Genomic DNA, 25,440 nt, shown 5'->3' on the forward strand with positions numbered 1-25,440 from the left:
TCCTGCGGGGTGGCGCTCAGCGGGCCGCGCGGGCCTCGGCCGGCAGCCAGGAGAAGGACTGGCCGCTGGGGTCGTCGCCGGGCTTGTACTCCAGGCCGACCCAGCCGTCGTAGCCGGCCTTCCCCAGGCGGTCGAGCAGGTCCTCCAGCGGGAGGGAGCCCGTGCCCGGGGCGCCGCGGCCGGGGTTGTCGGCGATCTGCACGTGGCCGGTCTTCGCGGCGTACGCGTCGATCACCTGCGGCAGGTCCTCGCCGTTCATGGACAGGTGGTAGAGGTCCATGAGGAACTTGGCGTTGCCGAGCCCGGTGGCCTCGTTGACCTTGTCCACGACCGCGATCGCGGCCGGCGCCGACACCAGCGGGTACAGCGGCGACTCGGGTTCGTTGAGCGCCTCGATCAGGAGGATCGCGCCGATCCGGTCGGCCGCGCGGGCCGCCAGGACCAGGTTCTCCAGCGCGAGCCGGTCCTGGTCGGCCGGGTCCACACCCTCGACGCGGTTGCCGTAGAGGGCGTTGAGGGCCGTGCAGCCCAGTGACTGCGCGAAGTCGGCGGCCACGTCGATGTTGGCGCGGAAGCGGTCCGACTCCTCGCCGGGGATCGACAGCGCGCCGCGGTCGGGTCCGGGCAGCCGCCCGGCGTAGAAGTTCAGGCCGGTGAGCCGGACGCCCGCGTCCTCGATGGCCGACTTCAGGGCGTCGAGCTCGGACTGCTCGGGGGTGGGCGAGTCGATCCACGGCCACCACAGCTCGACCGCGGTGAAGCCGGCCGCGGCGGCGGCCGCGGGACGCTCCAGGAGCGGGAGTTCCGTGTAGAGGATCGACAGGTTGACGTTGAAGCGCTGGTCTGCGAATCCCATCGGGTGCCGCGCTCCCTTCCGCTCGAAGGTGTTTCCGTATTACGGAAGTTTTTTTCTGCTTAATGGAAGATTGCCGGGGGAGTGCGGGCCTTGTCAAGAGGGGGCGGCGCAATGCGGTCACCCCGCGTTAGGTTGACCGCGTGCGATTGAGAGTGGAGTTCACGACCGAGCCCTTCGACCTGGACGAGGCGCCCGCCCACGCGGTGGTGGCCCGGGAGGTCGTCGAGGCCGCCGAGCTGGACGCGGTCGACGTCGGCCCGTTCGGCAACACCGCCGAGGGCGGTGCCGACCGGGTGCTCACCGCCGTGGACGCGCTGCTGCGCCGCTCCCTGGAGGCCGGCGCCACCCGGATCTCGCTCCAGGTCAACGTGGTCGGGGACGGTGCCGGAGGGGAAGACGCCGAAGGGACGGGCGGCCGGTGACCGGCCCGGCCGAGGAGCCGTTCATCGCCGCCGTCAAGCCGCTGGTCGACGCCATGGGCGGCGAGATGCTGCCGCCGGACGAGGCCGGTGTGGAGGACGTCGTGCTCTCCTGGGAGGGCGTCGACGTCGTCGCCGTACGCCTGCCCCAGCTCGCCGACTCCCTGGACCACATCCTGGCCGCCATGGAGCGCCGGCGGGGCAGGCCGCTGGCCGAGCTGGACCGCCGTACCAAGCAGGAGGTCGTCCGGGCCCTGGAGGCGCGCGGCGCCTTCGCCGTGCGACACGGCGTGGAGACCGTCGCGAGTGCCCTCGGCGTCAGCCGCTTCACGGTGTACAACTACCTCAACCGCGAGAAGGGCACCTGACCTGCACGGTTCCTTCGCGTGTGAAGCCGCCGTCCGGTAACCGGGCGGCGGCTTTTCTGACCCCGAATTTTCAACAAAGTGTTGACGGCTTGTTTCCGAGCGCGTTAGCTATCGGCACGCCCGCTCAGCACAAGGCCACGGAGGCTCCCGTGACGTCCACTTCCGCGTCGGGCCTGGCCCGCTTCAACGCCCTCGAGGAGTCCTCGGCACGCGCCGAACTCCACGAGGCGTGCGCCTCCACGGCGTGGGCCCGGCAACTGCTCGCCGCCCGCCCCTTCGCCACCCCCGAGGACCTGTACGCCGCCAGCGACGCCGCCATGGCCGGGCTGAGCGCCGAGGACCTCGCCGAGGCGATGGCCGGACACCCGCCGATCGGCCGCCCCAAGCCGGGCGACCCGACCTCGTCCCGCGAACAGGCGGGCATGGCCGGCGCCGCCGAGGAACTCAAGGCGGAGATGCTCGAACTGAACCTGGCCTACCAGGAGAAGTTCGGCCACGTCTTCCTCATCTGCGCCACCGGCCGGACCGGGGAGCAGATGCGCGACGCGGTCAAGGAGCGGATCGGGAACTCGCCCGAGCAGGAGCGGGAGATCGTCCGCACCGAACTGGGGAAGATCAACCGCATCCGCCTGACCCGACTCGTCGAACAGGACGCCCGACCATGAGCACCAGCACCACCGCCTCCGTGTCCACGCACATCCTGGACACCAGCGCCGGCCGCCCCGCCGGGGACGTCTCCGTCCAGCTCGCCGCCCGTACGGGCCGCGAGGGGGAATGGCAGACGCTCGGCGGCTCCGCGACCGACGCCGACGGCCGGTGCAAGGACCTCCCGGCCCTGCCGGAGGGCACCACCCACGTACGGCTCGACTTCGACACCGAGACGTACTTCGCCAAGAAACAAGCCGCGGCCCAGCAGGACGCCCCCGCGCTCCGGGACAGCGAGAACGGCCGGCCCGTGTTCTTCCCCGAGGTCACCATCACCTTCGCGGTGGTGCCCGGCGAGCACTACCACGTTCCGCTGCTGCTCAACCCGTTCGGCTACTCCGTTTACCGAGGGAGCTGACCGACACCATGACCCGTTTCGTCCTGGGACAGAACCAGTACGGCAAGGCAGAGAACCGCGTCGTCAAGATCACGCGTGACGGCGACACGCACCACATCAAGGACCTGAACGTCTCCGTCGCCCTGTCCGGCGACATGGAGGAGGTCCACCGCAGCGGTTCCAACGCCAACGTCCTGCCGACCGACACCACCAAGAACACGGTGTTCGCCTTCGCCAAGGAGCACGGGATCGAGAGCGCCGAGGACCTCGGCGTCAAGCTCGCCCGCCACTTCGTGGACAACAACGAGCCGATCCACCGGGCCCGCATCCGCATCGAGGAGTACGGCTGGGAGCGGATCGAGACGTCGAAGGGCGGCGCCCGCTTCGTCGGCGCGGACGAGATCGCGCACTCCTTCGTCCGCACCGGCCAGGAGACCCGCGTCGCGCAGATCACCTACGACGGCCACGGCATCCAGGTGCTCTCCGGCTTCAAGGACCTGACCGTCCTGAACTCGACCAACTCCGAGTTCTTCGGCTTCCTCAAGGACAAGTACACGACCCTGCCGGAGGACCACGACCGCATCCTGGCCACCACCGTCTCCACCTGGTGGCGGCACAACTGGGACGGCATCGACTCGCACGCCCCCGACTGGGACCGCTCCTACGGCGGGGTGCGCAAGCACGCGCTCCAGGCGTTCGCCGAGACCTACTCGTACTCGCTCCAGCAGACCCTCTTCGAGATGGGTGTGCGGGTGCTCAACTCCCGCGACGAGGTCGACGAGATCCGCTTCTCGATGCCCAACAAGCACCACTTCCGCTCGGACCTGTCGCCCTTCGGGATCGACAACGAGGCCAAGGACGGCGCCGTGTACTACGCCGCCGACCGCCCCTACGGCCTGATCGAGGCCACCATCCTGCGCGACGGCGCCGAGCAACTCATCCCGGTCGACATGACCAACCTCTGACGCGGGACGCGCGCCACCGGTCCCCCCGGGGCCGGTGGCGCGCCACACCGGAGGAAACACCATGGCACTGCCTGCGAAAGGGCCCGCCACAGGCCCGCGTTCCACCCCACCCGTGCACACCGAGGACGCCGTCACGTCCGTGCATCCGGTGGACGAGAAGCTCCACCCCTCGCGGCTCGTCCCCGCCGCGCTCCAGCACATCGCCGCCATGTACGCGGGCGTCGTCACTCCTCCGCTCATCATCGGCCAGGCCTGCGGACTCGACCTGGAGGGCCGCACCCGGCTGATCGCGGCCTCGCTGCTCATCGCGGGCGTCGCCACCCTGCTCCAGACCCTCGGCGTCAAGGGCTTCGTCGGCAACCGCCTGCCGTTCGTCAACGCCGCCTCCTCGGCCGGCATCGCGCCCATCCTCGCCATCGTCGAGACCAACGCCAAGGGCAGCCAACTCCCCGCCGTCTACGGCGCGGTGATGGTCGCCGGTGTCTTCTGCCTCGCCGTCGGCCCGTTCTTCGGCAGACTCCTGCGCTTCTTCCCGCCGCTGGTCACGGGCGTCGTCATCACCCTCATCGGCGTCACGCTGATGCCAGTCCCGGTCGGCTGGGCCCAGGGCGGCGACAAGACCGCCGCCGACTTCGGCTCGATGCGCAACCTCGCGCTCGCCGCCTTCACCCTCGCAGTCATCCTGGTCATCCAGCGCTTCGGCAAGGGCTTCGTCAAGCAAGTCGCTCTGCTCTTCGGCCTGTTGATCGGCACCCTGGCCGCCATCCCCTTCGGCATGGCCGACTTCGGCGCCCTGAAGTCGGCGCCGGTCGCCGCGCTGCCCACGCCCTTCGCCTTCGGCGCCCCCGAGTTCCAGCCCGCGGCCATCCTGTCGCTGTGCATCGTGATGCTGGTCCTGATGACCGAGTCCAGCGCCGGCATGCTCGCCCTCGGCGAGATCTGCGACCGCCGCGCCGACGCCAAGGTCATCACCCGCGGGCTGCGCACCGACGGCCTCGCCACGCTGGTCGGCCCCGTCTTCGGCGGCTTCCCCACCTCCGCCTTCGCCCAGAACGTCGGCGTCGTCTCCCTCACCCGGGTACGCAGCCGCTACGTCGTCGCCGTCGCCGGCGCCACCCTGCTCGTCCTCGGCGCCTTCCCGGTCCTCGGCGCGGTCGTCTCACTGGTCCCGATGCCGGTCCTGGGCGGCGCGGGCATCGTGCTCTTCGGCTCGATCGCCGTCAGCGGCATCCGTACGCTCTCCGAGGCCGGACTCGACGACAGCTCCAACATCATCCTGGTCGCCGTGGCGCTCGGCGCGGGCATCATCCCGCTGGCGGCGCCGACCTTCTACGCCGAGTTCCCCGCCTGGGCGCAGACCGTACTGGGCTCCGGCATCAGCGCCGGAGCGATCGTCGCGGTCGCCCTCAACCTGTTCTTCCACCACCTCGGCACCCGGAGCCGCGGCACGGTTCCGGCACTCAAATCCTCCTAGGGTCCTGCCGTGCCCTCCCCGTGGGTACCCGACTCCCCGCCCACGGGCCCCACCGAAAGGCAAGGAAGCAGCATGGCAGCAGCATCGGCAGACGGACGCACCGTCATCGAGAACTGTGCGATCGCCACCGTGGACGCGGACGGCACCGAGTACGCCTCCGGCCACGTCGTGCTCGCCGGCAACCGCATCGAGTCCGTCGGCGCGGGCGGGGCACCCGCGGACCTGGAGAACGTCGTACGCCGGATCGACGGGACCGGACACCTGGTCACCCCCGGACTGATCAACACCCACCACCACTTCTACCAGTGGCTCACCCGGGGCCTGGCCACCGACCACAACCTGTTCGACTGGCTGGTCGCCCTGTACCCGACCTGGGCGCGCATCGACGAGCCGATGGCGTACACGGCGGCCCAGGGCTCCCTCGCCATGATGGCCCGCGGCGGCGTCACCACCGCCGCGGACCACCACTACATCCACCCGCGCGGCGCCGGCGACCTGTCCGGTGCGATCATCCGCGCCGCCCGCGAGACGGGCGTCCGTTTCACCCTCGCCCGCGGCTCCATGGACCGCGGCGAGTCCGACGGCGGGCTGCCGCCGGACTTCGCGGTGGAGAGCCTCGACGACGCGCTCGCCGCCACCGAGTCCACCGTCAGGGAGCACCACGACTCCTCCTTCGACGCGATGACCCAGGTCGCCGTCGCGCCCTGCTCGCCCTTCTCCGTCTCCACCGAACTGATGCGCCAGGGCGCCGAGCTGGGCCGCCGGCTCGGGGTGCGGCTGCACACCCACGGTTCGGAGACCGTGGAGGAGGAGAAGTTCTGCCACGAGCTGTTCGGCATGGGCCCGACCGACTACTTCGAGTCCACCGGCTGGCTCGGCGAGGACGTGTGGATGGCGCACTGCGTCCACATGAACGACTCCGACATCGCCGCCTTCGCCCGTACCGGCACCGGCGTAGCCCACTGCCCCTCCTCCAACGCCCGCCTGGCCGCGGGCATCGCCCGGGTCCCCGACCTGCTCGCCGCCGGCGTCCCGGTCGGCCTCGGCGTCGACGGCACCGCCTCCAACGAGTCCGGCGAACTCCACACCGAGCTGCGGGGCGCCCTGCTGATCAACCGTCTCGGCGCCCACCGCGAGGCCGCGCTGGACGCCCGCAAGACGCTGCGCCTGGGCACCCACGGCGGCGCCCGGGTCCTGGGCCGGGCCGCCGAGACCGGCTCGCTGGAGCCGGGCAAGCTCGCCGACCTGGTGCTGTGGCGGATGGACACCCTCGCCCACTCCTCGATCGCCGACCCGGTGACCGCCCTGGTCTTCGGCGCCCCCGCCCCGGTCACGGCGTCGTTCGTGAACGGACGGCAGATCGTCGAGGACGGCAGGCTGCTCACGGTCGACGAGGACGCCCTCGCCCGCTCCACCCGGGACGAGGCCCGGCGGCTGGCGCGGATCGCCGCGACGGGCTGAGCGCCGCGCCACACCCGTACAACAGAACACCACTTGATCTCCGGCCGGGAGGGACGGCTCCCGGCCGGTAACCGTGGACCCGAGCGGGGTCCACGGTGGCCTACTCCGGGGCGTGCGCCCCTGCGCGCACGCCCCGGAGCGGTCGCCCGTTCCCCCGAACGGACCGTCCCGGTCCCGCACGACCAGCACCTGCACCACCTCCCTGACACCCACGTCAGAGTCGACGTGTAAACGACCGGAGGAACGCCGCCGTGGCCGACCACCCTGTTGACGAGAAACTCCCGCCACTCAAGATGGCGACGACCGGCCTGCAACACGTGGCCGCCATGTACGCCGGGGTCGTCGCCCCGCCCCTGATCGTCGGCGCGGCCATCGGCCTGAGCGCCACCGAGCTGACCTTCCTCACCGGCGCCTGCCTGTTCACCGCGGGCCTGGCGACCTTCCTCCAGACGCTGGGCATCTGGAAGATCGGCGCCCGGCTGCCCTTCGTCAACGGCGTCACCTTCGCCGGTGTCGCCCCCATGACCGCCGTCGTCGCCTCCACCGACGACAAGTCCGACGCGCTGCCGATCATCTTCGGCGCCGTCATCGTCGCCGGACTTCTCGGTTTCATAGCGGCCCCCTTCTTCAGCAAGGCGATCCGCTTCTTCCCGCCGGTCGTCACCGGCACCGTCATCACCCTGATAGGCATATCCCTGCTGCCCGTCGCCTTCGGCTGGGCACAGGGCCCGAGCCCCACGGCCGACGACTACGGCTCGTCGACCAACCTGGGCCTGGCCGCCATCACGCTCGTCATCGTCCTGCTCCTGCGCCGCTTCACCCGCGGCTTCGTCAAGCAGATCGCCGTGCTGCTCGGCCTGATCGCGGGCACGCTGGTCGCCATCCCGTTCGGCGTCACGGACTTCGGTCCGGTCGCGGACGCGGACGTCGTCGGCTTCCCGACGCCGTTCCACTTCGGCGCCCCGCAGTTCCAGATCGCCGCGATCGTCTCCATGTGCGTGGTGATGGTGGTCTCGATGACCGAGTCCACGGCCGACATGCTCGCCCTCGGCGAGATCGTGGACCGCCCGGCCGACGAGAAGACCATCGCGGCCGGACTGCGCGCCGACACCCTGGGCTCGGCCCTCAGCCCGGTCTTCAACGGCTTCATGTGCAGCGCCTTCGCCCAGAACATCGGGCTGGTCGCGATGACGAAGATCCGCAGTCGCTACGTCGTCGCGGTCGGCGGCGGCTTCCTGGTCCTGATGGGCCTGTGCCCGATGGCGGCGTCGCTGATCGCCGTCGTCCCGCGCCCGGTCCTGGGCGGCGCCGGCGTGGTCCTCTTCGGCTCGGTCGCGGCCAGCGGCATCCAGACCCTGGTCCGGGCGAGCCTGGACAAGGACAACAACGTACTGATCGTGGCGGTCTCCCTGGCCGTCGGCATCATCCCGATCGCGGCGCCGGAGTTCTACCACTCGTTCCCGGAGAACGCGAGGATCATCCTCGACTCGGGCATCTCGACCGGCTGCGTGGCCGCGGTCCTGCTCAACCTCGTCTTCAACCACATCGGCGGCCGCGAACGCGACGCCGAGGACGTCACCCACCCGATGGAGGCGGGCGACGAGATCACCGAGTCCTCCCGGGCCGCCGCGATGCCGTGACCCACGCGTCCGACGCGCCACCGCGGGCAGGGGGCCGGCACCTCCGAACAGAGACACCGGCCCCCTGCCCGCGCCCCCGGTCCGGTGCGCCGCGGTCTCGCCGGGCACCGTGCTTCGGCCCTGCCGGCGCGGTCCCGGTCGGGGCCACAACAGCTGACGGACTGGGCCGAGCGCAAACCGGCACTACATCGCCGATGCGCGCGCGGCCTTTGACACCGGGCGCCAGCCCCGGAGCTGACCGACGCCTGACGCGGCCGTACCGGGGCTACAGCCCGAACAGCTCGGGCCGCGCCGCCAGTTCCTTGAAGCGCTGCCTCGGGTCCGGCACCAGCCTGCGCTCCGTCAGGTCCATCAGCCCGCCGACGCCCTCGACCTCGGCGGCGAGCGTGCCGTCCGTCTTGGTGATGAGCTGCCGGATCCGGAAGGTCTTGCCCGTACCCCACTCGAACGCGCAGGTCACCGTGGTCTCGTCACCGGCGAGCAGCTCCCGCCGGAACCGGATGGTCGTCTCCAGGGCCACCGGTCCGAGCCCGCGGGCCACCAGGTCCGCCTGCCGGATACCGGCCGCCTGGAGCAGCGACCAGCGGGCGTGCTCCGCGTAGTTCAGGTACACGGACTGGTTCAGGTGGCCCTGGGTGTCGGTCTCGTACCCGCGGACGGTCACGGGAACGGAGAACGGTTCGCTCACGGCTGCTGCCTCTCCTCGCACACGTACGGACGGACCGATCCTGGCATGCGGGCGTCACACCTTCCGCGGGGAGGCCAGCAGGTAACGGGCCCGCGTGCGCGGCTCGGTGTGCTCCCCGGTCTGCCAGCCCGCCCGCTCCAGCGTGGCCGCGCACTCCCGCAGCGCGGCGCCGTCGCCTTCGTACACGGCGACCGCCTCGGGCTGCGGCGTCGCCCGCACCCGGTATCCGTCGTCGCCGTCCGGTCCGGCCGGACGGTGCCCGGCCGCCTCCAGGGCGAGCGCGGCGGCCCGCACGAGATGCGACCGCTCCCACGCGCACGGCCGGTCCGTGCTCCCGTCGGGGTGGGTCATCCGGCGCAGCTCCAGCAGCCCCTGCCAGGCGCCGCGCACCTCCCGCAGCCGCGCGGGGCCCGCGTCGCCCGGGGCGGTGTCCTCCCCGCCGACCCGCGCGGCGAACACACCCTCGGCGGCCGGGGCTCCGGCGGGCTCCGGTGCCTTCGGCTCCTCCGGCGCGTCGGCCGCCTCCCGGATCCGGTGCCCCGCCGGGGTCAGGAAGTGGTCGTGCGGCGGGCGCGGATGCCGGAAGGCGAGCCCCCGCTTCACCAGCGCCGCGAGCTGGGCCGGCGTACCCCGCAGCCGTCCGGTGACGGGATCGGCGGCGTCGATGACACGCCGTTGCGCGGCGGTGGGCGACAGTGCCACGGCGTCCCTCCTTCCCCCGGCGCTCTCCCGCGCGGCCGCTTCGAAGGCCACCTCCGAAGACTACGACGGGGGTCTGACATTCCAGGCGGCGATCACCGGCCGCCCGTGTTCCGTGCCCAGCCGGCACAGCGTGCCCGTGCCCAGCTGGAACAGTGCCCCCTGCGACGGCGGAAGGCCCAGGTGCCGGGCGGTCAGCACCCGCAGGAAGTGCCCGTGCGCCACCAGCACCACGCACCCCTCGGTGTTGGCGAACGCGGCCTCCACCGTGGCCAGCACCCGGTCGGCCCGCTCACCCACCTGCTCGGGGGTCTCCCCGGGGTGGTCCGGCGGTCCGGGCGCGACCCCGTCCGTGAACAGGAACCAGTCCGGCCGGCTGCGGTGGATCTCGACGGTCGTGATCCCCTCGTAGCCGCCGTAGTCCCACTCGTGCAGGTCCGGCTCGATACGCACCTCGTGCAGCCCGATCAGCTCGGCCGTCTCCCGGGCCCGCTGGAAGGGGCTGACGAAGGCGGCCCCGATCCGGTGCGACCGGATCAGGGGCACCAGGCTCCGAGCCTGCTCCCGCCCCTTCTCGGTCAGCGGGACGTCCGTCAGCCCGGTGTGCCGCCCGGAGCGCGACCACTCGGTCTCACCGTGCCGGACCAGAAAAAGATCACCCATGCCCCCAGGCTACGACCGAGGGCCCGGCTACTGCCGGTAGCCGCTCAGGAAGCGCCCGATGCGGCCGATCGCCGCCTCCAGGTCCTCCGCGTGGGGCAGCGTCAGGATGCGGAAGTGGTCCGGGCTCGGCCAGTTGAAGCCGGTGCCCTGGACGACCTGGATCTTCTCCCGCAGCAGCAGGTCCAGGACGAACCGCTCGTCGTCGTGGATCCTGTGGACGGCCGGGTCGATGCGCGGGAACGCGTAGAGCGCGCCCTTGGGCTTGACGCAGGAGACGCCGGGGATCTCGTTCAGCTTCTCCCAGGCCACGTCCCGCTGTTCGTGCAGCCGTCCGCCGGGGGCCGTCAGTTCGCGGATGGACTGGCGGCCGCCGAGCGCGGCCTGGATGGCGTACTGGGCGGGCGCGTTGGCGCACAGGCGCATGGAGGCCAGCATGGTCAGGCCCTCCAGGTAGTCCCTCGCGTGCTGCTTCGGCCCGGTCACCACCAGCCAGCCGGAGCGGAAGCCCGCCACCCGGTACGTCTTGGACAGGCCGCAGAAGGTCAGCACCACCAGGTCGGGGGCGAGGGACGCGGCCGAGTGGTGCACGGCGTCGTCGTACAGGATCTGGTCGTAGATCTCGTCGGCGAAGACCATCAGGCCGTGCCGGCGGGCGAGGTCGAGGATGCCCTCGACGATCTCCTTGGGGTAGACGGCGCCGGTGGGGTTGTTGGGGTTGATGATGACGACCGCCTTGGTGCGGTCGGTGATCTTCGCCTCCATGTCGGCCAGGTCGGGGTACCACTCCGCCTGCTCGTCGCAGAGGTAGTGCACCGCCTTGCCGCCCGCGAGGGTGGTCACCGCCGTCCAGAGGGGGAAGTCGGGGGCGGGGATCAGGACCTCGTCGCCGTCCTCCAGCAGGGCCTGTACGGCCATGGAGATCAGCTCCGAGACGCCGTTGCCGAGGAAGACGTCGTCCACGTCCACCTCCAGGCCGAGGGCCTGGTAGCGCTGGGCGACGGCGCGGCGGGCGGAGAGGACGCCGCGCGAGTCCGTGTAGCCGTGCGCCCGCGGCAGCATGCGGATCATGTCCTGGACGATCTCCTCCGGCGCCTCGAACCCGAAGAGGGCGGGGTTGCCGGTGTTCAGGCGCAGCACGCTGTGCCCCGCCTCCTCCAGCGCGTTGGCGTGCTCGATGACCGGGCCGCGGATCTCGTAACAGACCTCGCTGAGCTTGTTCGACTGCCGGAACTCCATGCGCGGCTTCCCCTCCGGAATCTGGTGTTGCTTGGTTTTACCAAGTAGCAGCTTGGAAAGTCCAACAACTTGTCTACACTGCGTCGCATGTCACCTCGCCCTCGCCGTAGCTACGACCAGTACTGTTCCGCCGCCCGCGCGCTCGACGCCGTCGGCGACCGCTGGACCCTGCTGATCGTCCGGGAGCTGCTCGCCGGTCCGCGGCGCTACACCGACCTGCACGCCGACCTGCCCGGCGTCAGCACGGACGTACTCGCCTCGCGGCTCAAGGACATGGAGCGCGAGGGACTGACGACCAGGCGCCGGCTGCCCCCGCCCGGCGCCGCGTACGTCTACGAACTCACCGCGCGGGGACGCGGTCTGCTGCCCGTGCTGGAGGCGCTGGGCGCGTGGGGCGCCGGCGAGCTGGAGGAGCGGCGGCCCACGGACGCCGTACGCGCGCACTGGTTCGCCCTGCCCCTGCTGCGGGCCCTGCGGGAGGCGGGGGCGGGGCAGGGGCTGGTCGAAGTCAGGCTGGAGGAGGGGGAGTTCCACCTGTACGCCGCCGCGGCGGCGGGCCCGGCGGACGGCCCGGCGGAGGGGCCCGTGTACGGCGAGGGGGCCGCGCCCGGGGAGCCCGACGCCCGGCTCGTGCTGGACGCCGCGACGTGCGCGGCCCTCGGGCGCGGCGAGATCGGCCTGCGGGAGGCGGTGCGCGCCGGCCGCGTCGAGGTGACCGGTGACGGCACGGCGGCCAAGGCGCTGCGGGAGGGCTGAAACGCCGCGGGGCCCGCCCGGCGGGACGGGCGGGCCCCGCGGGAACCGGTCAGGCGCCCGGCGGCACCCGGGACGGCCGTCCCGAACCCCGGGTCAGCGCGTAACCGCCGATGCCCGCGAGCGCGGCCAGCACGGCCCCGATCCCGCTCCACACCCAGCGGTCCGACCACCAGCCCGACGACCAGCCGTCGTCCGGCTCGATGGCCGACAGCACGGCACCGCGCTCCTCCTCGCCGTCCTCGCCCGCGCCGGACGTCACCGCGATGCCCGGCACCAGCGGCTCGGCCAGCGAACCGTCCACCGCCGCGGCGCCGCCGATGTCCTTGGAGTCCACCCGGACCTCGGCGGAGACCGGCACGCCGAGGTCGGAGGTCGGCACGTTCACCGCCGTCAGCCGGACGTAATAGGTGCCCGGCAGCGGGTCGTTGGCCCACGGCTCGGTCCAGGCGCGCACGGTGCGCAGGACGCAGGCCAGCTCGACGGAGGAGGTGCCGGACCGCGCGGTGCGGGCCTGGGCGCCCCACTGGCAGGCCTGGCGGCGGCGCAGACCGTCGTACACGTCCACCCGCCAGGTCTGGGCGGCGTGCGTCTCGGGCAGCTTCACCGTGGCCTTCACGGTGGGCCGCTGCCCGGCGTCGGCCGGGAACGACCAGTACAGGTAGTCGCCCGCGGCGCCGTGCGCCGTGGCCACCTCCCCCTGCTCGAACTCGGCCGCCGTACGGAAGGACGTGCCCGCCGCGGTCGGCGCGTCACCGTCCCCCGAAGGGCTCGCGGAGGGCGAGGAGTCGGCCGCCGCGGGAGCCGCGGCGAGGCCGAGCAGCACCACGGCCGCGCTCAACGCTCGGGTGAATCGCATCAGTTGGTCCTCCAGATCGCGAACCGCCAGCGCGAGAGCCAGCCCCACAGCAGACCGGCGACGAAGCCGACCAGCACCAGCAGTCCGAGCAGCCACCAGCCGCGGCCGAGGCCGAAGGCGGCCACGTCGTCGGAGTCGCCCGGACCGTCCACGACGTCGACGGTCAGCTCCAGCGGCAGACCGGGCGTGGTCTTCACACCGGAGGCGACGGAGAAGGAGTTGGTCACCTGAAGACACACGGCCTCGGCCGTCGCGTCATCGTCGTCGTCGCTCTCCGCCTTCGGGTACCGCAGGCCTGTCGAGAGCACGTCGGTGCGGCCGTTGCCCGCCGCCTCACCGCGCACGATCTCCCGGCCGTGCACGGTCACCGCCCGCAGCAGCACCCCGTAGGACGGGTTCACGGCCCGGTCGGCGCCCACGCTCACCGAGGCGCGCAGCTCCTGCCCCGGCTCGACGTCCACCCGGTACCAGCGCTGCTGTCCGAACTCCTCGCGGTCGGTGTACAGCCCCGACTCGAGCGTCGGCGCCTTCGCGCACGCGTCCGCGCCCTCGGTGGCCACCGGCGTCACCACCGGGTCGGCCGCCCGGTCCACCAACTGGTTGACCTTGTCGGTCAGTTCCTCGGTGTGCTCGACCGAGGTGTACGTGCCGCCGGTCGCCTCGGCGATGCAGCTGAGCTGCTGCCGCATCTTGGTGTTGGGGACCAGGCCCAGCGTGTCGATGGTCAGCCCGATGCCCTTGGCCGCGATCTCGCGGGCCACCTCGCACGGGTCCAGCGGGGCGCAGGTGTCCTCGCCGTCGCTGATCAGCACGATCCGCTTGGAACCGTCGCCGCCGTCGAGGTCGTCGGCCGCCTTGAGCAGCGCGGGCCCGATCGGCGTCCAGCCCGTCGGCGACAGGGTCGCCACCGCCGTCTTCGCCTCGGTGCGGTCCAGCGGGCCGACCGGGTAGAGCTGCGCGGTGTCCTTGCAGCCGGTCTTGCGGTCGTCGCCCGGGTAGTCCGCGCCGAGCGTCCGGATGCCCAACTGCACCTCTTCCGGCGTCGCGTCGAGCACCTCGTTGAACGCCTGCTTCGCCGCCGCCATGCGCGTACCGCCGTCGATGTCCCGCGTCCGCATCGAACCGCTGACGTCGAGCACGAGGTCGACCTTCGGCGCGTCCTCACCCGTGGGTTCACCGGCGCTCGCCCCGGCCGGGAACGCCGTCCCGGCCGCCAGCGCGGCGAGCAGGGCACAGGCACCCGCCGCCAGCCGTGTTCTTGTGATCATCGGCGGATCTTATTGATCAGTGGTGCCGGGCTCCAAAACGAGACCGCGCCGACGAACCGCGCCGACGCCCCGACTTCACCCCCACCGCAGCGGATTGGGCAGCTCCGTCCACAGATCCCCGGTCCTTGCCGGCGAAGTCCGCATCGCCGTCAGCGCCTTCACCGGCAGTGGCTCCTCGCGCAGGGCCACGGTGTCCTGCGTGCGGGGCAGTTCGGCTGCCACCGTCTCCAGGGCCTCGCGCAGCGCCGGGCCCGAACCGGCCGTCGCGGCCAGCGCGCCGCCCACCAGCGAACCGAACGACTTCCGCCGCAGCGCGACCGGTTCGTCGGTGAGGATCCGGGCGGGCAGACCGGCGGCGGCGATCCCGTGCCGGGCCAGGCGGGCCGGGGAGACGCGGATGTCGGCCAGGTCGCGGTAGACCAGGCGCAGCGGGTCGCCCGTCGCGGACAGCACGACCAGGAGGTTCTGGCCGTGGGCCTCCAGCGCCACGCCCAGCTCCAGCGCGCGCAGCCCGACGGTGAGCGCGAGACGGGCGAAGGCGGCGAGCCACGCGGCGGAGCGCGGCAGCCCGGTGGTCGCCAGCGCCGCCACCGGGACGACGTGCTCGCCGGGCGCGGCGTACACCCGGGGCGACTCGCGCAGTACGGCGGCCAGGTCGGGGGAGTGGGCGGTGGCCGCACCCGGTGTGCGGGTCACGTGGAGCAGGCCGTCCAGGCGCGCCGCCAGCCGCTCCCCGAACGCCGACAGGTCCGCCGAGGCGGCGACCGAGGCCACCGAGATGTCCCGCACCGAGGACGTCAGCCGGGCACTCAGCGCGGTCTTCACGTGCAGTGAGCCGGGCACGGCGAGGGTCCGCAGGGACATCAGCGGACGGGCGGCGGGCCCGGCCTCGCACGAGCGCTTGAGCACATGCGCGGCCTGCCACGGATGCACCGGGACCAGCAGCCGCGCCCCGTCCCGCAGTTCCCGCGGCCACACCCCCGTCACCAGGCACTCCGCCGCCGGGACCGGCACGAGCCCCAGCTCCACCACCGGCCCGTGCTCGGGCCCGTACGCCAGCTGCTCCGCGACGGAGAAACCCGGCCGCGCACGGCAGCCCGGGTGGTACGGGTGACCGTCGACCACCCGGCGCTCCCAGCCCCAGTCGCTGTCCGGCCACTCGTCCGGGTGATTCTCCCGCGCCCCCTCCCGCACGGTCCGGGACTGCGCCGCCCGTGACAGCGCCAACGACGCGGCGCTGTGCCCGAGTTCGGCGGCGAACTCCGCCGACCGCGGTACGGCGAGGTCGGTCATCAGCCGCTCCGGGTCCTCGTAAGCGGCCTCGTCCAGCCGGACGACCGTGACGTACGCGTCCGTGCGGTACGGGTCTGCGGCCGGTCCGGTCAGCCGGCGGCCGTCCCGCAGCCGCAGGACGAGTCCGTCCCCGGACCGCTCGCGCCCCTCGATCCACGGCAGCGGTTCGAAGGCGAGCGCACGCCAGAGCCGGGACAGCACGGCCGCGCGGGCCCCCGGCCGCTCGGCAGAGAACCGGGCGGCCAGAGCGGGACGGACGGCCGCCACCTCGTCGGCGACCGCGGCCGCTGCGCTGGGGGGACGATGCACGGGCTGGCTCCTCGGGTACGGGTACGAGTGCGGGCACGGCGGCACGGCTCAGGGCCGACAGGGGCATGACGAGCGACGTACGACGCACCCGACGAGAGACATACTGATCGTCTCCGTCCTCTCCGCCATGGACCGACCGTAGGGAACGAGTGGAACGCGTGGATCTCCTGCCCCCGCCCACCGGCGCCGACTCCCGGGACGACATCGCGCGCCGCGCCGACGCCCACGCGGCCGTACCGCTGCTGAACTGCCTGCTGCGCGAGGTGGCCGAACCCCTGCCGGGCCCCGGCGCCCGCCCCGTCTACCGGCTGCCCGGCGGCAGGCTGCTGCGGGTGCGCGGGGGCCGCCGGCCCGCCGAACCCGAGGTCCGCACGGCGCACGGGTGGCACCGCGTCGACCACGCCGAGCTGGTGAAGCTGGTCGCCGAGGCCCTGCGCCGGCACACCGGTGTGAGCAATCACGAACTGCCCACCGAGATGACCGACAGCCGGGACGCGGTGGCCGCGCTGCTGACGGCACGCGCGCGTGCCACCCCGCCCGCGGACCCGTACCTCCGCTCCGAGCAGGGCCTGCTCACCGGCCACACCCACCACCCCGCCCCCAAGGCCCGCGGCGGCGGTCCGCACGCCGGGTGGCTGCCGTACGCGCCCGAGGCGCACGCCCGCTTCCCGCTGACACTGCTCGCCGCGCGCGAGGACACCGTCGTCGACGAGGGCGACACCGCCGCTCTGGACGCCCTCGGCAAGGCCCCGCCCGGCTACCGGCTGCTGCCCGCCCACCCCTGGCAGCTGGAGCTGACGGCACCGGCCCTCGCCCCCGCCTTCGCCGACGGCCGGCTCGTCCGGGTGGGCACGACCGGCTTCTTCGCCTGGCCGACGGCCGCGATCCGCACGGTCTACGCGCCCGAGTACCTGCCCGGACGGGACCTGTTCCTGAAGTTCAGCCTCGACGTGCGGGTCACCAACGACATCCGCCGTCTGTGGCGCCACGACCTGATGAGACTGCGCCGCACCGACACGGCGGTCAGCGAGGCCTTCGCCTCCGTCGGGCCCCCCGCCGCCTGGCTCGGCGACCGCGGCCACCGCACCGCCGACTTCGCCTTCGAGGAACTGGCCGTCGTCGTCCGCGACGGCGTGCGGGACCACCTCCTGCCCGGCGCGACCCCGCTCCTGGCCGCCGCGCTCGTGGAGGGCTTTCCCGGCAGCCCGCTCACGGCCACCGCGGACCCGGCGGCCTGGTGGCAGGCGTACCTCGCCGTCGTCGTCCCGCCGGTCCTGACCGCCTTCGCCGACGACGGCGTCGTCCTGGAGGCGCACCTGCAGAACACCCTGGTCGCCGTGGACCCGGCCGGCACCCCCGTGCAGGCCCTGTTCCGGGACGCGGAGGGCGTCAAGCTCCTGCCGGACACCCCACGGGCGGCCGGCTGGGAGCGCCTGGTCTACTGCCTGGTCGTCAACCACCTGTACGAGATCGCCGCCGCCCTCGCCGAACACCACCCCGGCCTCGACCCCTGGCCCGCCGTCCGCCGCGAACTGGCCCGCCACGACCTCCCCGAGATCCCCGCCCTGCTCACCGCTCCCACCCTCCCCGCCAAGACCAACCTCCTGCTGCGCTGGACCGGCGCGGACGGCGCCGACGCCCGCTACCGCCCCCTGCCCAACCCGCTGCGCGGGGCGTGAGCGGCGGCCCTTCACGACGCCCGGAAATCCCGTGCCGCAGCGCACCCCGGTGGTGCACACTCACCGCATGGCGGACATGGACGCGTTCCGGGACGAGCTGGCCCGCTGGGCGGCGGGCGGCGCCGGGGACACGGCGGCACAGCTGGCGGCGGACCTCGGACTGCGGACGGCGGTGCTGCTGGAGGGCCCCAGCGACCTCGCCGCCGTCGAGGCGCTGGCGGCCCGCGAGGACCGCGACCTGACCGCCGAAGGCGTGGCCGTGGTGTCGATGGGCGGCGCGATGAGCGTCGGCCGCTTCGCCGGTCTGCTCGGCCCGCCCGGCCTCGGCCTGCGCCTGACCGGCCTCTGCGACGCCCGCGAGGAGCCCTTCTACGACCGGGGCTGGCAGCGGGCCGGTGCCCCGCGGGACTTCCACGTCTGCGTGGCCGACCTGGAGGACGAGATGATCCGCGCCCTCGGCACGGCGCGGGTCGAGGAGGTCATACGGGCCGAGGGCGAACTGCGCCCCTGGCAGACCTTCCTGGGCCAGCCCGCGCAGCACGACCGCACCCGGCAGCAGCAGTTGCGCCGCTTCCTCAGCACCAAGAAGGGCCGCAAGATCCGCTACGGCGGCCTCCTGGTGGAGGCCCTCGGCACCGGACGGCCACCGGCCCCGCTCGCGGACCTCCTCGCGGGGCTGTGACCGGCGGGCTACTTCGTGGCCCCCTGGGCGAAGCCGTTGTAGATGTAGCGCTGGAGGAACAGGAAGATCACCAGGGTCGGCACGATGACGAGGACGGCCCCGGCGGAGATGTTCTCCCAGTGCGCGCCGAAGGGCCCCTTGAACCGGAACAGGGCCGTCGACATGGTCCCGAGGTCCTCGGAGGGCATGTAGAGGAAGGGGATGTAGAAGTCGTTGTACGTCGTGATGCCCTTGATGATGACCACGGTCGCGACGGCGGGCTTCAGCAGCGGAAAGATGATCTTCCGGTAGATGGTGAAGGAGTTGGCGCCGTCGAGCCGCGCGGCCTCGTCGAGGGACCTCGGGATGCCGCGGATGAACTGAAGGAAGATGTAGATGGCCACGATGTCGGTGCCCATGTACAGCAGGACCGGGGCCCAGCGGGTGTTGAACAGCCCGAAGCTGTTGACGACCTGGAAGGTGGCGACCTGCGTCGTCACGGCCGGCACCAGCGTGGCGATCAGGAACAGCGCCATGACGAGCTTCTTGAAGCGGAAGTCGAAGCGGTCGATGGCGTACGCCGTCATCGAGCCGATGATCACGGTGCCGGTGATGGAGAACAGCAGGATGAAGGCCGTGTTGCCGAAGGCCTGGAGCAGGTGGCCGTCGGTGAAGGCCGTGGCGTAGTTGGAGAAGTTGAGCCAGTCGTCGGGCAGCGCCAGGGCGCCCTGGCCGTCGGAGATCTCCCCGTAGGACTTCAGCGAGGTCAGGAAGATCACGAGCAGCGGCAGCAGCACCACGGCGGAGGCGACGACCAGTGACACGTACGTCAGCGCCGTGCTGACGCGCGGACGGCGGCGCGGCCGTTCCTGCGGGCGGGCGGGGGCCGTGAGGGTCATACGAGATCCACCTTCTCGTCGGGCACGAGGCGGCGCTGGATCCAGGTGATCAGCAGGATGATCGCCAGCAGCACCACCGCGCAGGCCGAGGCCAGGCCGGTCTTGTTGAACTGGAAGGCGAACTTCACCGTCTGGATGACGAACGTCGAGGTCTCCGTCGCGCCGCCGGTCATGATGTACGGGATTTCGAACACGGAGAGGGAGCCGGAGATCGCCAGGATGACGCTCAGGCTCAGCACCGGCCGGATGCTCGGCGCGATGATGTGCCGGAACTGCTTCCAGCGGCCGGCGCCGTCCAGCTGGGCGGCCTCGTACAGCTCGCCGGGGATCGACTGGATCGCGCCGAGGAACAGCACGAAGTTCAGACCGGTGAAGCGCCACACGGACACCCCCGCCATGGAGGCGTTGGCCGACTCCGGAGTCCCCAGCCAGGCGTGGTCGGTGCCGACGCCGAACCAGGACAGGACCGAGTCGAGCGTGCCGCCGTCCTGGAAGAAGTAGAGGAAGACGAAGCCGATCGCGACGCCGTTGATCAGGTACGGGAAGAACAGGATGCCCTTGAACAGGTTCCTGAAGCGCAGGTCGAAGCTGAGGACGGCGGCGAAGTACAGGGCGATGACGATCTGTACGACGGACGCCGCCAGGTAGTAGAAGCTCACCGCGAACACCCGGAGCAGCTCGGGGCGGGTGAAGATCTCGGTGTAGTTCTCCGTGCCGACGTAGTTGCGGGCGGGGCTGACACCGTCCCAGTCGGTGAAGCTGTAGTAGATCATGTTGCCCACCGGCACGTACGTGAACGTGATCAGCAGGGCCAGGGGCGCCAGCAGGAACAGCCACGGGGTGAGCTTGCGCAGCGGCCGGTCGTGCCAGGAGGAGCCGGTCCGTGCGCGGTGCCGGGAGGGTCGTTCGCCGACCCCCTCCGGCCCGGCGGCCGGAGCGGGTGGTGAAGCGGTGGATGCGGTTCGGGTCATTGCGGAGCCAGGGCCTTTCGTCGTCCGCTGAGGGCACTGGGTGCCGGGTCCCGTTCGCCGCGGAGGCGGGGGAGGGGACCCGGCGGGTGCTGGGTTCAGACGGGTGCCGGGTCAGGAGCCGACGGTCTGCCTGGCCTCGGACCAGCGCTTGTTCAGGTCGTCGAAGTAGTCCTCGAGTGATCCGTCCGTGGCGCCGCGGGCGATGTCGATGAGCTTCTTGCGGTAGTCGGGCTTGTTGAGTCCGATCTCCGAGGCGTTGTCGATGGCGTTGACGTCGGCCGTCTTCGCCTCGGAACGCTCGATCAGCTTGACATCGTTGTCAACGTAATCCTTGAGTGTCGCCGGCATGCCCTCGGCCTTCAGGGCGGAGACGGCGCCCTCCTTGGCCGCGTAGCCGGACTTCTCGGTGAACCAGTCGATCCACGCCCGGGCGGCCTCCTTGTGGTCCGAGTGGATGTTGACGGCCTGCTGGTAGTCGGAGACCAGGGTGGCGCAGAAGGCGCCGTCCTTCTGTGACGGGACCGGCATGAAGCCGATGTCGTCGGGGTTCCGCCCGGCCGTCTCGGCCGCGTCCCGCATCTGGTTGACGGCCCAGGAGCCGAGCATCATGCTGCCCACCTTGCCCTTGGCCAGGAGGGTCTTCGAGCTCTCCCAGTTGGTGGTGGCCGGGTCCTTCTCCGACAGCTTGTGGTGGACGATGTCGTAGAGCAGGGTGTCGAGGGTGCTGAGGTCGTTGCCCTCGGCCCAGGGCTTGTCCATCGAGGCCAGCTTGTCGGAGGCCTGGGTGTCGCAGCTGATCGAGCCGACGCCGTTGGTCCAGGGGCTTTCGAGCGGCCAGCCGTCCTTGAAGTTGGTGTAGTACGGGGTCGCCCCGGTCTTGTCCTCGACGGCCTGGAGGTCGTCGAGGAACTGCTCGCTCGTCGTCGGCCAGTCGGTGATGCCGGCCTTCTTGAACAGTGCCTTGTTGTAGACCAGGCCGTTGGCGGTACCGAAGGTGGCGATGCCGTACGTCTTGCCCGCGACCTCGGTCTTGTCGGTGAAGCGGTAGGTGCTCTTCATCGACGAGGTCTCGCCCAGCGGAGCGAAGAACTTGGGGTAGTCACCCTTGGCGACCGCCGACGGGATCAGCAGGACGTCGCCGTAGTCCTCCGTGTTCATGCGGATCTTCACCTCCCCCTCGTAGTCGGTGAGGCCCTCGAACTTCACCTTCACCTCGGGGTAGGTCTTGTTGAACTCGGCGGCGTACTTCTTCATCGTCCCGTCCTCGACGAGGTCGGTGCGATTGGTGAGCACGGTGATGTCCCCCGAGACGCCGTCCGGGTTCACCGGCGCGGCGGCGGTCTCGCCGGCGTCCGCGCTTCCCCCTCCGCTGCACCCCGCGACGGTCAGCATCGCGGTGGCGAGCAGTGCGACGCTCAGCGTCCTCTTCCCCATGTGCCCAGCTCCTTTCCAAGGATTACGGCTCGGGCTCCGGTGGTGGCTGACGGCGACTATGTCAGCCGCTCGTGAACCGGTAAAGCTTCCTCATCCTCCGCGATACTCAATCGTTACCTGAGGTGAGAGGTGGCGCGAAGATATCCGTGCGGTGACTGCGCCCGCGCGAGGGCTTCTGTCGATCAAAGAGGGCTAGACCGGTTCACTTCTGTGGGGTTAGGTTGAGCCGCGTTGCCTACGACACCGGGCCCGTCCCGCCGAAGGAGCCGTACATGAAGGAAGTCGTCCCGCTCGCCGAGGGCTGGAGCCTTTGCCACAGCGAGAACCTGTTGCCCGCCCAGGTCCCGGGCTGCGTCCACACCGATCTGCTCGCGGCCGGGCTGATCCCGGACCCCTTCCTCGGCGTCAACGAACCCGACGTGGCCTGGGTGGGGCGGCGGGCCTGGACCTACGTCCGCGACCTGGGGGCCGCCGACACCGCCGGTGAGCGGTTCGAGCGGACCGACCTGGTCTTCGACGGCCTGGACACCGCCGCGACCATCACCCTGGACGGGCGGGAGCTGGGCCGCACCCGGAACATGCACCGGCGCCACCGCTTCGACGTCACCGGCCACCACGGGCTCCTGGCGGTGGACTTCGCCTCCGCCTACGACGAGGCGGCCTCGGTGCGGGCACTGACGGGGGAGCGCCCCAACGTCTACCCGGAGCCGTTCCAGTACATCCGCAAGATGGCGTGCAGCTTCGGCTGGGACTGGGGACCGACCCTGGTGACCGCGGGCATCTGGCGCCCGGTCCGGCTGGAGCGGTGGTCGACGGCCCGGCTGGCGGACGTACGCCCGCTGGTGACGGTCCACCGCGGCACCGGCCGCGTCGAGGTACGCGTGGAGGTCGAGCGGACCGCGCAGGGGACGGCCCGCTCGCTCGCCGTGCGGGCCACCGTCGGGGACGGCCTCGCCGTGGCGCGCGGCGAGGTGGAGGGGACGCACGCCGTACTGACGCTGGAGGTGCCGGACGCCGCCCTGTGGTGGCCCCGCGGCTACGGCGACCAGCCTCTGTACGACCTGGAACTCGCACTCGTCGAGGCCGGCCCCGGTTCCGAGGAGCGGCCCCTGGACTCCTGGCACCGGCGCATCGGCTTCCGGACCGTGGAACTGGACCGCTCGGCGGACCGGCACGGCACCGGCTTCACCCTCGTCGTCAACGGCGAACGGATCTTCGCGCGCGGGGTCAACTGGATCCCCGACGACGTCTTCCCGTCCCGGATCACCCCGGAGCGCTACCGCACCCGGCTGCGCCAGACCGCCGACGCGGGCGTGGACCTGGTGCGGATCTGGGGCGGCGGCATCTACGAGGACGACGCCTTCTACGACGCGTGCGACGAGCTGGGCCTCATGGTCTGGCAGGACTTCCTCTTCGCCTGCGCCGCCTACCCCGAGGAGCAGCCGCTGCGCGGCGAGGTGGAGGCCGAGGCTCGCGACAACGTTGTCCGGCTCATGCCGCACCCCTCGCTCGTCCTGTGGAACGGCAACAACGAGAACCTCTGGGGCTTCCGTGACTGGGACTGGGAGCCCGAACTCGGCGGCGACTCCTGGGGCGGCGGCTACTACCTGGACCTGCTCCCGCGGATCGTCGCCGAACTCGACCCCACCCGCCCCTACAGCGCGGGCAGTCCCTGGTCCGGCTCCTGGGACCACCACCCCAACGACCCGGCCCACGGCACGTATCACTCCTGGGAGGTCTGGAACCGCCGGGACTACGCCGAGTACCGCGACTCGGTGCCCCGCTTCGTGTCGGAGTTCGGCTGGCAGGCACCGCCCGCGATGGCGACCCTGCGACGTGCGCTGCCCGGCGAGCGTCTCGCGCCCGACTCGCCCGGCATGCTGCACCACCAGAAGGCCGAAGACGGCAACGGCAAGCTGAACCGGGGCCTGGAACGCCACTTCGTGCTGCCCGAGGACGACTTCGACCGCTGGCACTACCTCACCCAGGTCGTGCAGGCCCGCGCGATCGCCACCGGGATCGAGCACTGGCGCTCCCACTGGCCCGTGTGCGCCGGCACCGTCGTCTGGCAGATCAACGACTGCTGGCCGGTCAGCTCCTGGGCGGCCATCGACGGCGACGGCCGGCTCAAGCCGCTCTACCACGAGCTGCGCCGGGTCTACGCCGACCGGCTCCTCACGCTCCAGCCGGGCGACGGCGACGACGGCCCCGTACTCGCCGTCGTCAACCAGGCGGCCGAGCCCTGGCAGACGCGCGTGACCCTGCGGCGGCTGCGGGCGGACGGCGTCGAGGTGGCCGAGCACGTGCTCGACGTGACCGTCGCCGCCCGCTCCGTGCACCGGCGGGCCGTGCCGCAGGACCTGGCCCCCGCACCGCGGTCGGCCAAGGAGTTCCTCGTCGCCGACAGCGAGGACCTGCGGAGCGTGCACTTCTCCGTCACGGACCGGGACTTCGCCTACCCGGTACCGCGCTACGACGTGGCCGTGGAGTCCCCGGTGGGTGCCGGGACGGGTAATGTCGAGGTCGTGGTAACCGCACACACCCTCGTCCGTGACCTCCTCCTGCAGGCCGACCGGCTCGGACCGGACGCTGTCTGCGACACCGGACTGCGCACCCTGCTGCCCGGCGAGCAGCTCCGGCTGCGGGTCACGGGCGCGGCAGAGACCGGGGCCAACGCCGTGCGCGCGGCACTGTTCTGCGTGGAACCGGCGTGAGCGCACCCTCCGTGCGGGTCACCATCAAGGACGTCGCCGCGGCCGCCGGTGTGTCCAAGGGCGCGGTGTCCCTCGCCTTCAACGACAAACCCGGGGTCTCCGACGCCACCCGTGAGCGGATCTTCGCGGCGGCCCGGCAACTGGGCTGGGCCCCGAACTCCTCGGCGCGCAGCCTGTCGCGCCGGTCCGTCGACACCGTGGGGCTGGCGATCTGCAGGCCGGCCAGGCTGCTGGGCCTGGAGCCGTTCTACATGGAGTTCGTCTCCGGCATCGAGAGTGTGCTGGCCGAGCGCGACTGCTCCCTGCTGCTGCGCCTCGTCGGTTCGCTGGACGAGGAGATCGGGTTGCAGGAACGCTGGTGGCGGGAGCGGCAGATAGGGGGTTCGATCCTGGTCGACTTCCATCGCGAGGATCCGCGGATCGCCCCGCTGCGGCGCATCGGCCTCCCGGCCGTGGCGGTCGGTCACCCGTCCCTCACCGGCGGGTTCCCGTCGGTGTGGACCGACGACGCCGCCGCAGTCGCCGAGGCGGTGCGGTACCTGGCGGTGCTGGGGCACCGGCGCATCGCCCACGTGGGCGGCCCCCGGGGGCTCGGTCACAGCGCCATCCGGACGACCGCGTTCGAGCAGACCATGGCCGCGGTCGGCCTGGAGCGCGGGCCGCACGTCGAGACGGGGTTCTCCGGCGAGGACGGCGCGCGCGCCACCCGCTCCCTGCTGCTGTCCGCCGAGCGGCCCACGGCGATCCTCTACGACAACGACATCATGGCGGTCGCCGGTCTCGGTGTCGCCGCCGAGATGGGCGTCTCCGTGCCGGACGACCTGTCGCTGCTGGCGTGGGACGACTCCCAGTTGTGCCGCCTGACGCATCCGACCCTGTCGGCGATGAGCCACGACGTGCACGGCTTCGGCGCACAGGTCGCGCGGGTGCTGTTCGAGGTGCTGGCGGGCCACGAAGTGACGTCCCAGCCCGTCGCGACGCCGTCCCTGGTGCCGCGGGCGTCGACCGCCCCGCCTCCGGCGTAGGGGCGGCGGGACGCGGTCGGTCGAGGGGGCGCGGCGTGATGCCGCGCCCCCTCGTTCACTAAAC

General features: G+C 72.0%; 24 protein-coding genes. 13 read left to right on the forward strand and 11 right to left on the reverse strand.

Going from position 1 to position 25,440, the window contains the following annotated elements; all coding sequences use genetic code 11:
- Nucleotides 1-16: 16 nt before the first annotated feature.
- Entirely contained in the window at nucleotides 17-856 is an 840-nt protein-coding gene (locus ACZ6IM_RS10130; protein WP_469555713.1) for a TIM barrel protein, read from the reverse strand.
- A gap of 140 nt (nucleotides 857-996) precedes the next feature.
- On the opposite strand from ACZ6IM_RS10130, the gene ACZ6IM_RS10135 reads away from it, so the two are divergent.
- From ACZ6IM_RS10135 to ACZ6IM_RS10170, 8 genes are all read left to right on the forward strand, one after another.
- Nucleotides 997-1,278, forward strand: a complete 282-nt coding sequence (locus tag ACZ6IM_RS10135; protein ID WP_469555716.1) for a YkoF family thiamine-binding protein — start codon at nucleotides 997-999, stop codon at nucleotides 1,276-1,278.
- Nucleotides 1,275-1,643: a helix-turn-helix domain-containing protein gene (locus tag ACZ6IM_RS10140; RefSeq protein ID WP_052837554.1), complete on the forward strand. Its 369-nt coding sequence runs from the start codon at nucleotides 1,275-1,277 to the stop codon at nucleotides 1,641-1,643. Before ACZ6IM_RS10135 ends, ACZ6IM_RS10140 begins: the two co-directional genes overlap by 4 nt.
- A gap of 149 nt (nucleotides 1,644-1,792) precedes the next feature.
- Nucleotides 1,793-2,308 (forward strand): 2-oxo-4-hydroxy-4-carboxy-5-ureidoimidazoline decarboxylase, encoded by a 516-nt coding sequence (uraD, locus tag ACZ6IM_RS10145; RefSeq protein ID WP_052837555.1) that lies wholly within the window; start codon nucleotides 1,793-1,795, stop codon nucleotides 2,306-2,308.
- Entirely contained in the window at nucleotides 2,305-2,706 is a 402-nt protein-coding gene (gene uraH / locus ACZ6IM_RS10150) for a hydroxyisourate hydrolase (protein ID WP_052837556.1), read from the forward strand. The genes uraD and uraH overlap by 4 nt, the downstream gene beginning before the upstream one ends.
- Nucleotides 2,707-2,714: 8 nt before the next feature.
- Nucleotides 2,715-3,650, forward strand: coding sequence for a factor-independent urate hydroxylase (gene pucL / locus ACZ6IM_RS10155; protein WP_052837557.1), 936 nt, complete (start codon nucleotides 2,715-2,717; stop codon nucleotides 3,648-3,650).
- 61 nt (nucleotides 3,651-3,711) lie between these two features.
- Nucleotides 3,712-5,124 (forward strand): nucleobase:cation symporter-2 family protein, encoded by a 1,413-nt coding sequence (locus ACZ6IM_RS10160; RefSeq protein ID WP_052837558.1) that lies wholly within the window; start codon nucleotides 3,712-3,714, stop codon nucleotides 5,122-5,124.
- Nucleotides 5,125-5,196: 72 nt separating this feature from the next.
- Nucleotides 5,197-6,585: an 8-oxoguanine deaminase gene (locus ACZ6IM_RS10165; protein ID WP_469555722.1), complete on the forward strand. Its 1,389-nt coding sequence runs from the start codon at nucleotides 5,197-5,199 to the stop codon at nucleotides 6,583-6,585.
- 251 nt (nucleotides 6,586-6,836) lie between these two features.
- Nucleotides 6,837-8,225, forward strand: a complete 1,389-nt coding sequence (locus tag ACZ6IM_RS10170) for a nucleobase:cation symporter-2 family protein (protein WP_052837560.1) — start codon at nucleotides 6,837-6,839, stop codon at nucleotides 8,223-8,225.
- Nucleotides 8,226-8,490: 265 nt separating this feature from the next.
- Here ACZ6IM_RS10170 and ACZ6IM_RS10175 read toward each other — a convergent pair whose 3' ends face one another.
- The 4 genes from ACZ6IM_RS10175 to ACZ6IM_RS10190 are packed head-to-tail and all read right to left on the reverse strand — an operon-like array spanning nucleotide 8,491 to nucleotide 11,511.
- Entirely contained in the window at nucleotides 8,491-8,913 is a 423-nt protein-coding gene (locus tag ACZ6IM_RS10175; protein WP_052837561.1) for an acyl-CoA thioesterase, read from the reverse strand.
- Between the two features lie 54 nt (nucleotides 8,914-8,967).
- On the reverse strand, nucleotides 8,968-9,615 hold the full coding sequence (locus tag ACZ6IM_RS10180; RefSeq protein ID WP_469555725.1) for a hypothetical protein: 648 nt from the start codon (nucleotides 9,613-9,615) through the stop codon (nucleotides 8,968-8,970).
- A 60-nt stretch (nucleotides 9,616-9,675) separates the two neighbouring features.
- Nucleotides 9,676-10,275 carry a histidine phosphatase family protein gene (locus ACZ6IM_RS10185; RefSeq protein ID WP_052837563.1) on the reverse strand — a complete coding sequence of 200 codons (600 nt, stop codon included), beginning with the start codon at nucleotides 10,273-10,275 and terminating at the stop codon, nucleotides 9,676-9,678.
- Between the two features lie 27 nt (nucleotides 10,276-10,302).
- The gene (locus ACZ6IM_RS10190) at nucleotides 10,303-11,511 is read right to left on the reverse strand and encodes a pyridoxal phosphate-dependent aminotransferase (RefSeq protein WP_052837564.1); all 1,209 of its coding nucleotides are present in this window, start codon (nucleotides 11,509-11,511) and stop codon (nucleotides 10,303-10,305) included.
- An 87-nt stretch (nucleotides 11,512-11,598) separates the two neighbouring features.
- On the opposite strand from ACZ6IM_RS10190, the gene ACZ6IM_RS10195 reads away from it, so the two are divergent.
- A complete protein-coding gene (locus tag ACZ6IM_RS10195; protein WP_052837565.1) occupies nucleotides 11,599-12,267 on the forward strand; it encodes a winged helix-turn-helix transcriptional regulator in 669 nt (222 codons plus the stop codon).
- Between the two features lie 49 nt (nucleotides 12,268-12,316).
- Here the strand turns inward: ACZ6IM_RS10195 and ACZ6IM_RS10200 are convergent, their stop codons facing one another.
- From ACZ6IM_RS10200 to ACZ6IM_RS10210, 3 genes are all read right to left on the reverse strand, one after another.
- Nucleotides 12,317-13,123: a hypothetical protein gene (locus tag ACZ6IM_RS10200; RefSeq protein WP_052837566.1), complete on the reverse strand. Its 807-nt coding sequence runs from the start codon at nucleotides 13,121-13,123 to the stop codon at nucleotides 12,317-12,319.
- The gene (locus ACZ6IM_RS10205) at nucleotides 13,123-14,391 is read right to left on the reverse strand and encodes a VWA domain-containing protein (protein WP_052837567.1); all 1,269 of its coding nucleotides are present in this window, start codon (nucleotides 14,389-14,391) and stop codon (nucleotides 13,123-13,125) included. The genes ACZ6IM_RS10200 and ACZ6IM_RS10205 overlap by 1 nt, the downstream gene beginning before the upstream one ends.
- A 75-nt stretch (nucleotides 14,392-14,466) precedes the next feature.
- Complete coding sequence (locus tag ACZ6IM_RS10210; protein WP_052837568.1) at nucleotides 14,467-15,993, reverse strand: IucA/IucC family protein; 1,527 nt, start codon at nucleotides 15,991-15,993, stop codon at nucleotides 14,467-14,469.
- Between the two features lie 149 nt (nucleotides 15,994-16,142).
- On the opposite strand from ACZ6IM_RS10210, the gene ACZ6IM_RS10215 reads away from it, so the two are divergent.
- The gene (locus tag ACZ6IM_RS10215) at nucleotides 16,143-17,672 is read left to right on the forward strand and encodes an IucA/IucC family protein (RefSeq protein ID WP_469555731.1); all 1,530 of its coding nucleotides are present in this window, start codon (nucleotides 16,143-16,145) and stop codon (nucleotides 17,670-17,672) included.
- A gap of 67 nt (nucleotides 17,673-17,739) precedes the next feature.
- Nucleotides 17,740-18,354 (forward strand): TOPRIM nucleotidyl transferase/hydrolase domain-containing protein, encoded by a 615-nt coding sequence (locus ACZ6IM_RS10220; protein ID WP_469555733.1) that lies wholly within the window; start codon nucleotides 17,740-17,742, stop codon nucleotides 18,352-18,354.
- An 8-nt stretch (nucleotides 18,355-18,362) separates the two neighbouring features.
- Here ACZ6IM_RS10220 and ACZ6IM_RS10225 read toward each other — a convergent pair whose 3' ends face one another.
- From ACZ6IM_RS10225 to ACZ6IM_RS10235, 3 genes are all read right to left on the reverse strand, one after another.
- Nucleotides 18,363-19,232 carry a carbohydrate ABC transporter permease gene (locus ACZ6IM_RS10225; RefSeq protein WP_052837570.1) on the reverse strand — a complete coding sequence of 290 codons (870 nt, stop codon included), beginning with the start codon at nucleotides 19,230-19,232 and terminating at the stop codon, nucleotides 18,363-18,365.
- Nucleotides 19,229-20,203 carry a carbohydrate ABC transporter permease gene (locus tag ACZ6IM_RS10230; protein ID WP_052837571.1) on the reverse strand — a complete coding sequence of 325 codons (975 nt, stop codon included), beginning with the start codon at nucleotides 20,201-20,203 and terminating at the stop codon, nucleotides 19,229-19,231. The genes ACZ6IM_RS10225 and ACZ6IM_RS10230 overlap by 4 nt, the downstream gene beginning before the upstream one ends.
- 111 nt (nucleotides 20,204-20,314) lie before the next feature.
- The gene (locus ACZ6IM_RS10235; RefSeq protein ID WP_469555737.1) at nucleotides 20,315-21,637 is read right to left on the reverse strand and encodes an ABC transporter substrate-binding protein; all 1,323 of its coding nucleotides are present in this window, start codon (nucleotides 21,635-21,637) and stop codon (nucleotides 20,315-20,317) included.
- 272 nt (nucleotides 21,638-21,909) lie between these two features.
- Between ACZ6IM_RS10235 and ACZ6IM_RS10240 the strand changes: the two genes are divergently transcribed.
- Together ACZ6IM_RS10240 and ACZ6IM_RS10245 are read left to right on the forward strand one after the other, a co-directional pair.
- Entirely contained in the window at nucleotides 21,910-24,351 is a 2,442-nt protein-coding gene (locus ACZ6IM_RS10240) for a glycoside hydrolase family 2 protein (RefSeq protein WP_469555739.1), read from the forward strand.
- Nucleotides 24,348-25,376: a LacI family DNA-binding transcriptional regulator gene (locus ACZ6IM_RS10245; protein WP_469555742.1), complete on the forward strand. Its 1,029-nt coding sequence runs from the start codon at nucleotides 24,348-24,350 to the stop codon at nucleotides 25,374-25,376. The genes ACZ6IM_RS10240 and ACZ6IM_RS10245 overlap by 4 nt, the downstream gene beginning before the upstream one ends.
- Nucleotides 25,377-25,440 lie beyond the last annotated feature (64 nt).

This window comes from Streptomyces sp. NPDC042336 (assembly GCF_055581985.1).

What these genes read in the sequence shown, in the direction of transcription:
- ACZ6IM_RS10130 (WP_469555713.1), bottom strand. Translation starts at nt 856, where the DNA reads ATGGGATTCGCAGACCAGCGCTTCAACGTCAACCTGTCGATCCTCTAC.
- uraH (WP_052837556.1), top strand. Translation starts at nt 2,305, where the DNA reads ATGAGCACCAGCACCACCGCCTCCGTGTCCACGCACATCCTGGACACC.
- pucL (WP_052837557.1), top strand. Translation starts at nt 2,715, where the DNA reads ATGACCCGTTTCGTCCTGGGACAGAACCAGTACGGCAAGGCAGAGAAC.
- ACZ6IM_RS10160 (WP_052837558.1), top strand. Translation starts at nt 3,712, where the DNA reads ATGGCACTGCCTGCGAAAGGGCCCGCCACAGGCCCGCGTTCCACCCCA.
- ACZ6IM_RS10165 (WP_469555722.1), top strand. Translation starts at nt 5,197, where the DNA reads ATGGCAGCAGCATCGGCAGACGGACGCACCGTCATCGAGAACTGTGCG.
- ACZ6IM_RS10185 (WP_052837563.1), bottom strand. Translation starts at nt 10,275, where the DNA reads ATGGGTGATCTTTTTCTGGTCCGGCACGGTGAGACCGAGTGGTCGCGC.
- ACZ6IM_RS10190 (WP_052837564.1), bottom strand. Translation starts at nt 11,511, where the DNA reads ATGGAGTTCCGGCAGTCGAACAAGCTCAGCGAGGTCTGTTACGAGATC.
- ACZ6IM_RS10195 (WP_052837565.1), top strand. Translation starts at nt 11,599, where the DNA reads ATGTCACCTCGCCCTCGCCGTAGCTACGACCAGTACTGTTCCGCCGCC.
- ACZ6IM_RS10200 (WP_052837566.1), bottom strand. Translation starts at nt 13,123, where the DNA reads ATGCGATTCACCCGAGCGTTGAGCGCGGCCGTGGTGCTGCTCGGCCTC.
- ACZ6IM_RS10205 (WP_052837567.1), bottom strand. Translation starts at nt 14,391, where the DNA reads ATGATCACAAGAACACGGCTGGCGGCGGGTGCCTGTGCCCTGCTCGCC.
- ACZ6IM_RS10220 (WP_469555733.1), top strand. Translation starts at nt 17,740, where the DNA reads ATGGCGGACATGGACGCGTTCCGGGACGAGCTGGCCCGCTGGGCGGCG.
- ACZ6IM_RS10225 (WP_052837570.1), bottom strand. Translation starts at nt 19,232, where the DNA reads ATGACCCTCACGGCCCCCGCCCGCCCGCAGGAACGGCCGCGCCGCCGT.
- ACZ6IM_RS10230 (WP_052837571.1), bottom strand. Translation starts at nt 20,203, where the DNA reads ATGACCCGAACCGCATCCACCGCTTCACCACCCGCTCCGGCCGCCGGG.
- ACZ6IM_RS10235 (WP_469555737.1), bottom strand. Translation starts at nt 21,637, where the DNA reads ATGGGGAAGAGGACGCTGAGCGTCGCACTGCTCGCCACCGCGATGCTG.
- ACZ6IM_RS10240 (WP_469555739.1), top strand. Translation starts at nt 21,910, where the DNA reads ATGAAGGAAGTCGTCCCGCTCGCCGAGGGCTGGAGCCTTTGCCACAGC.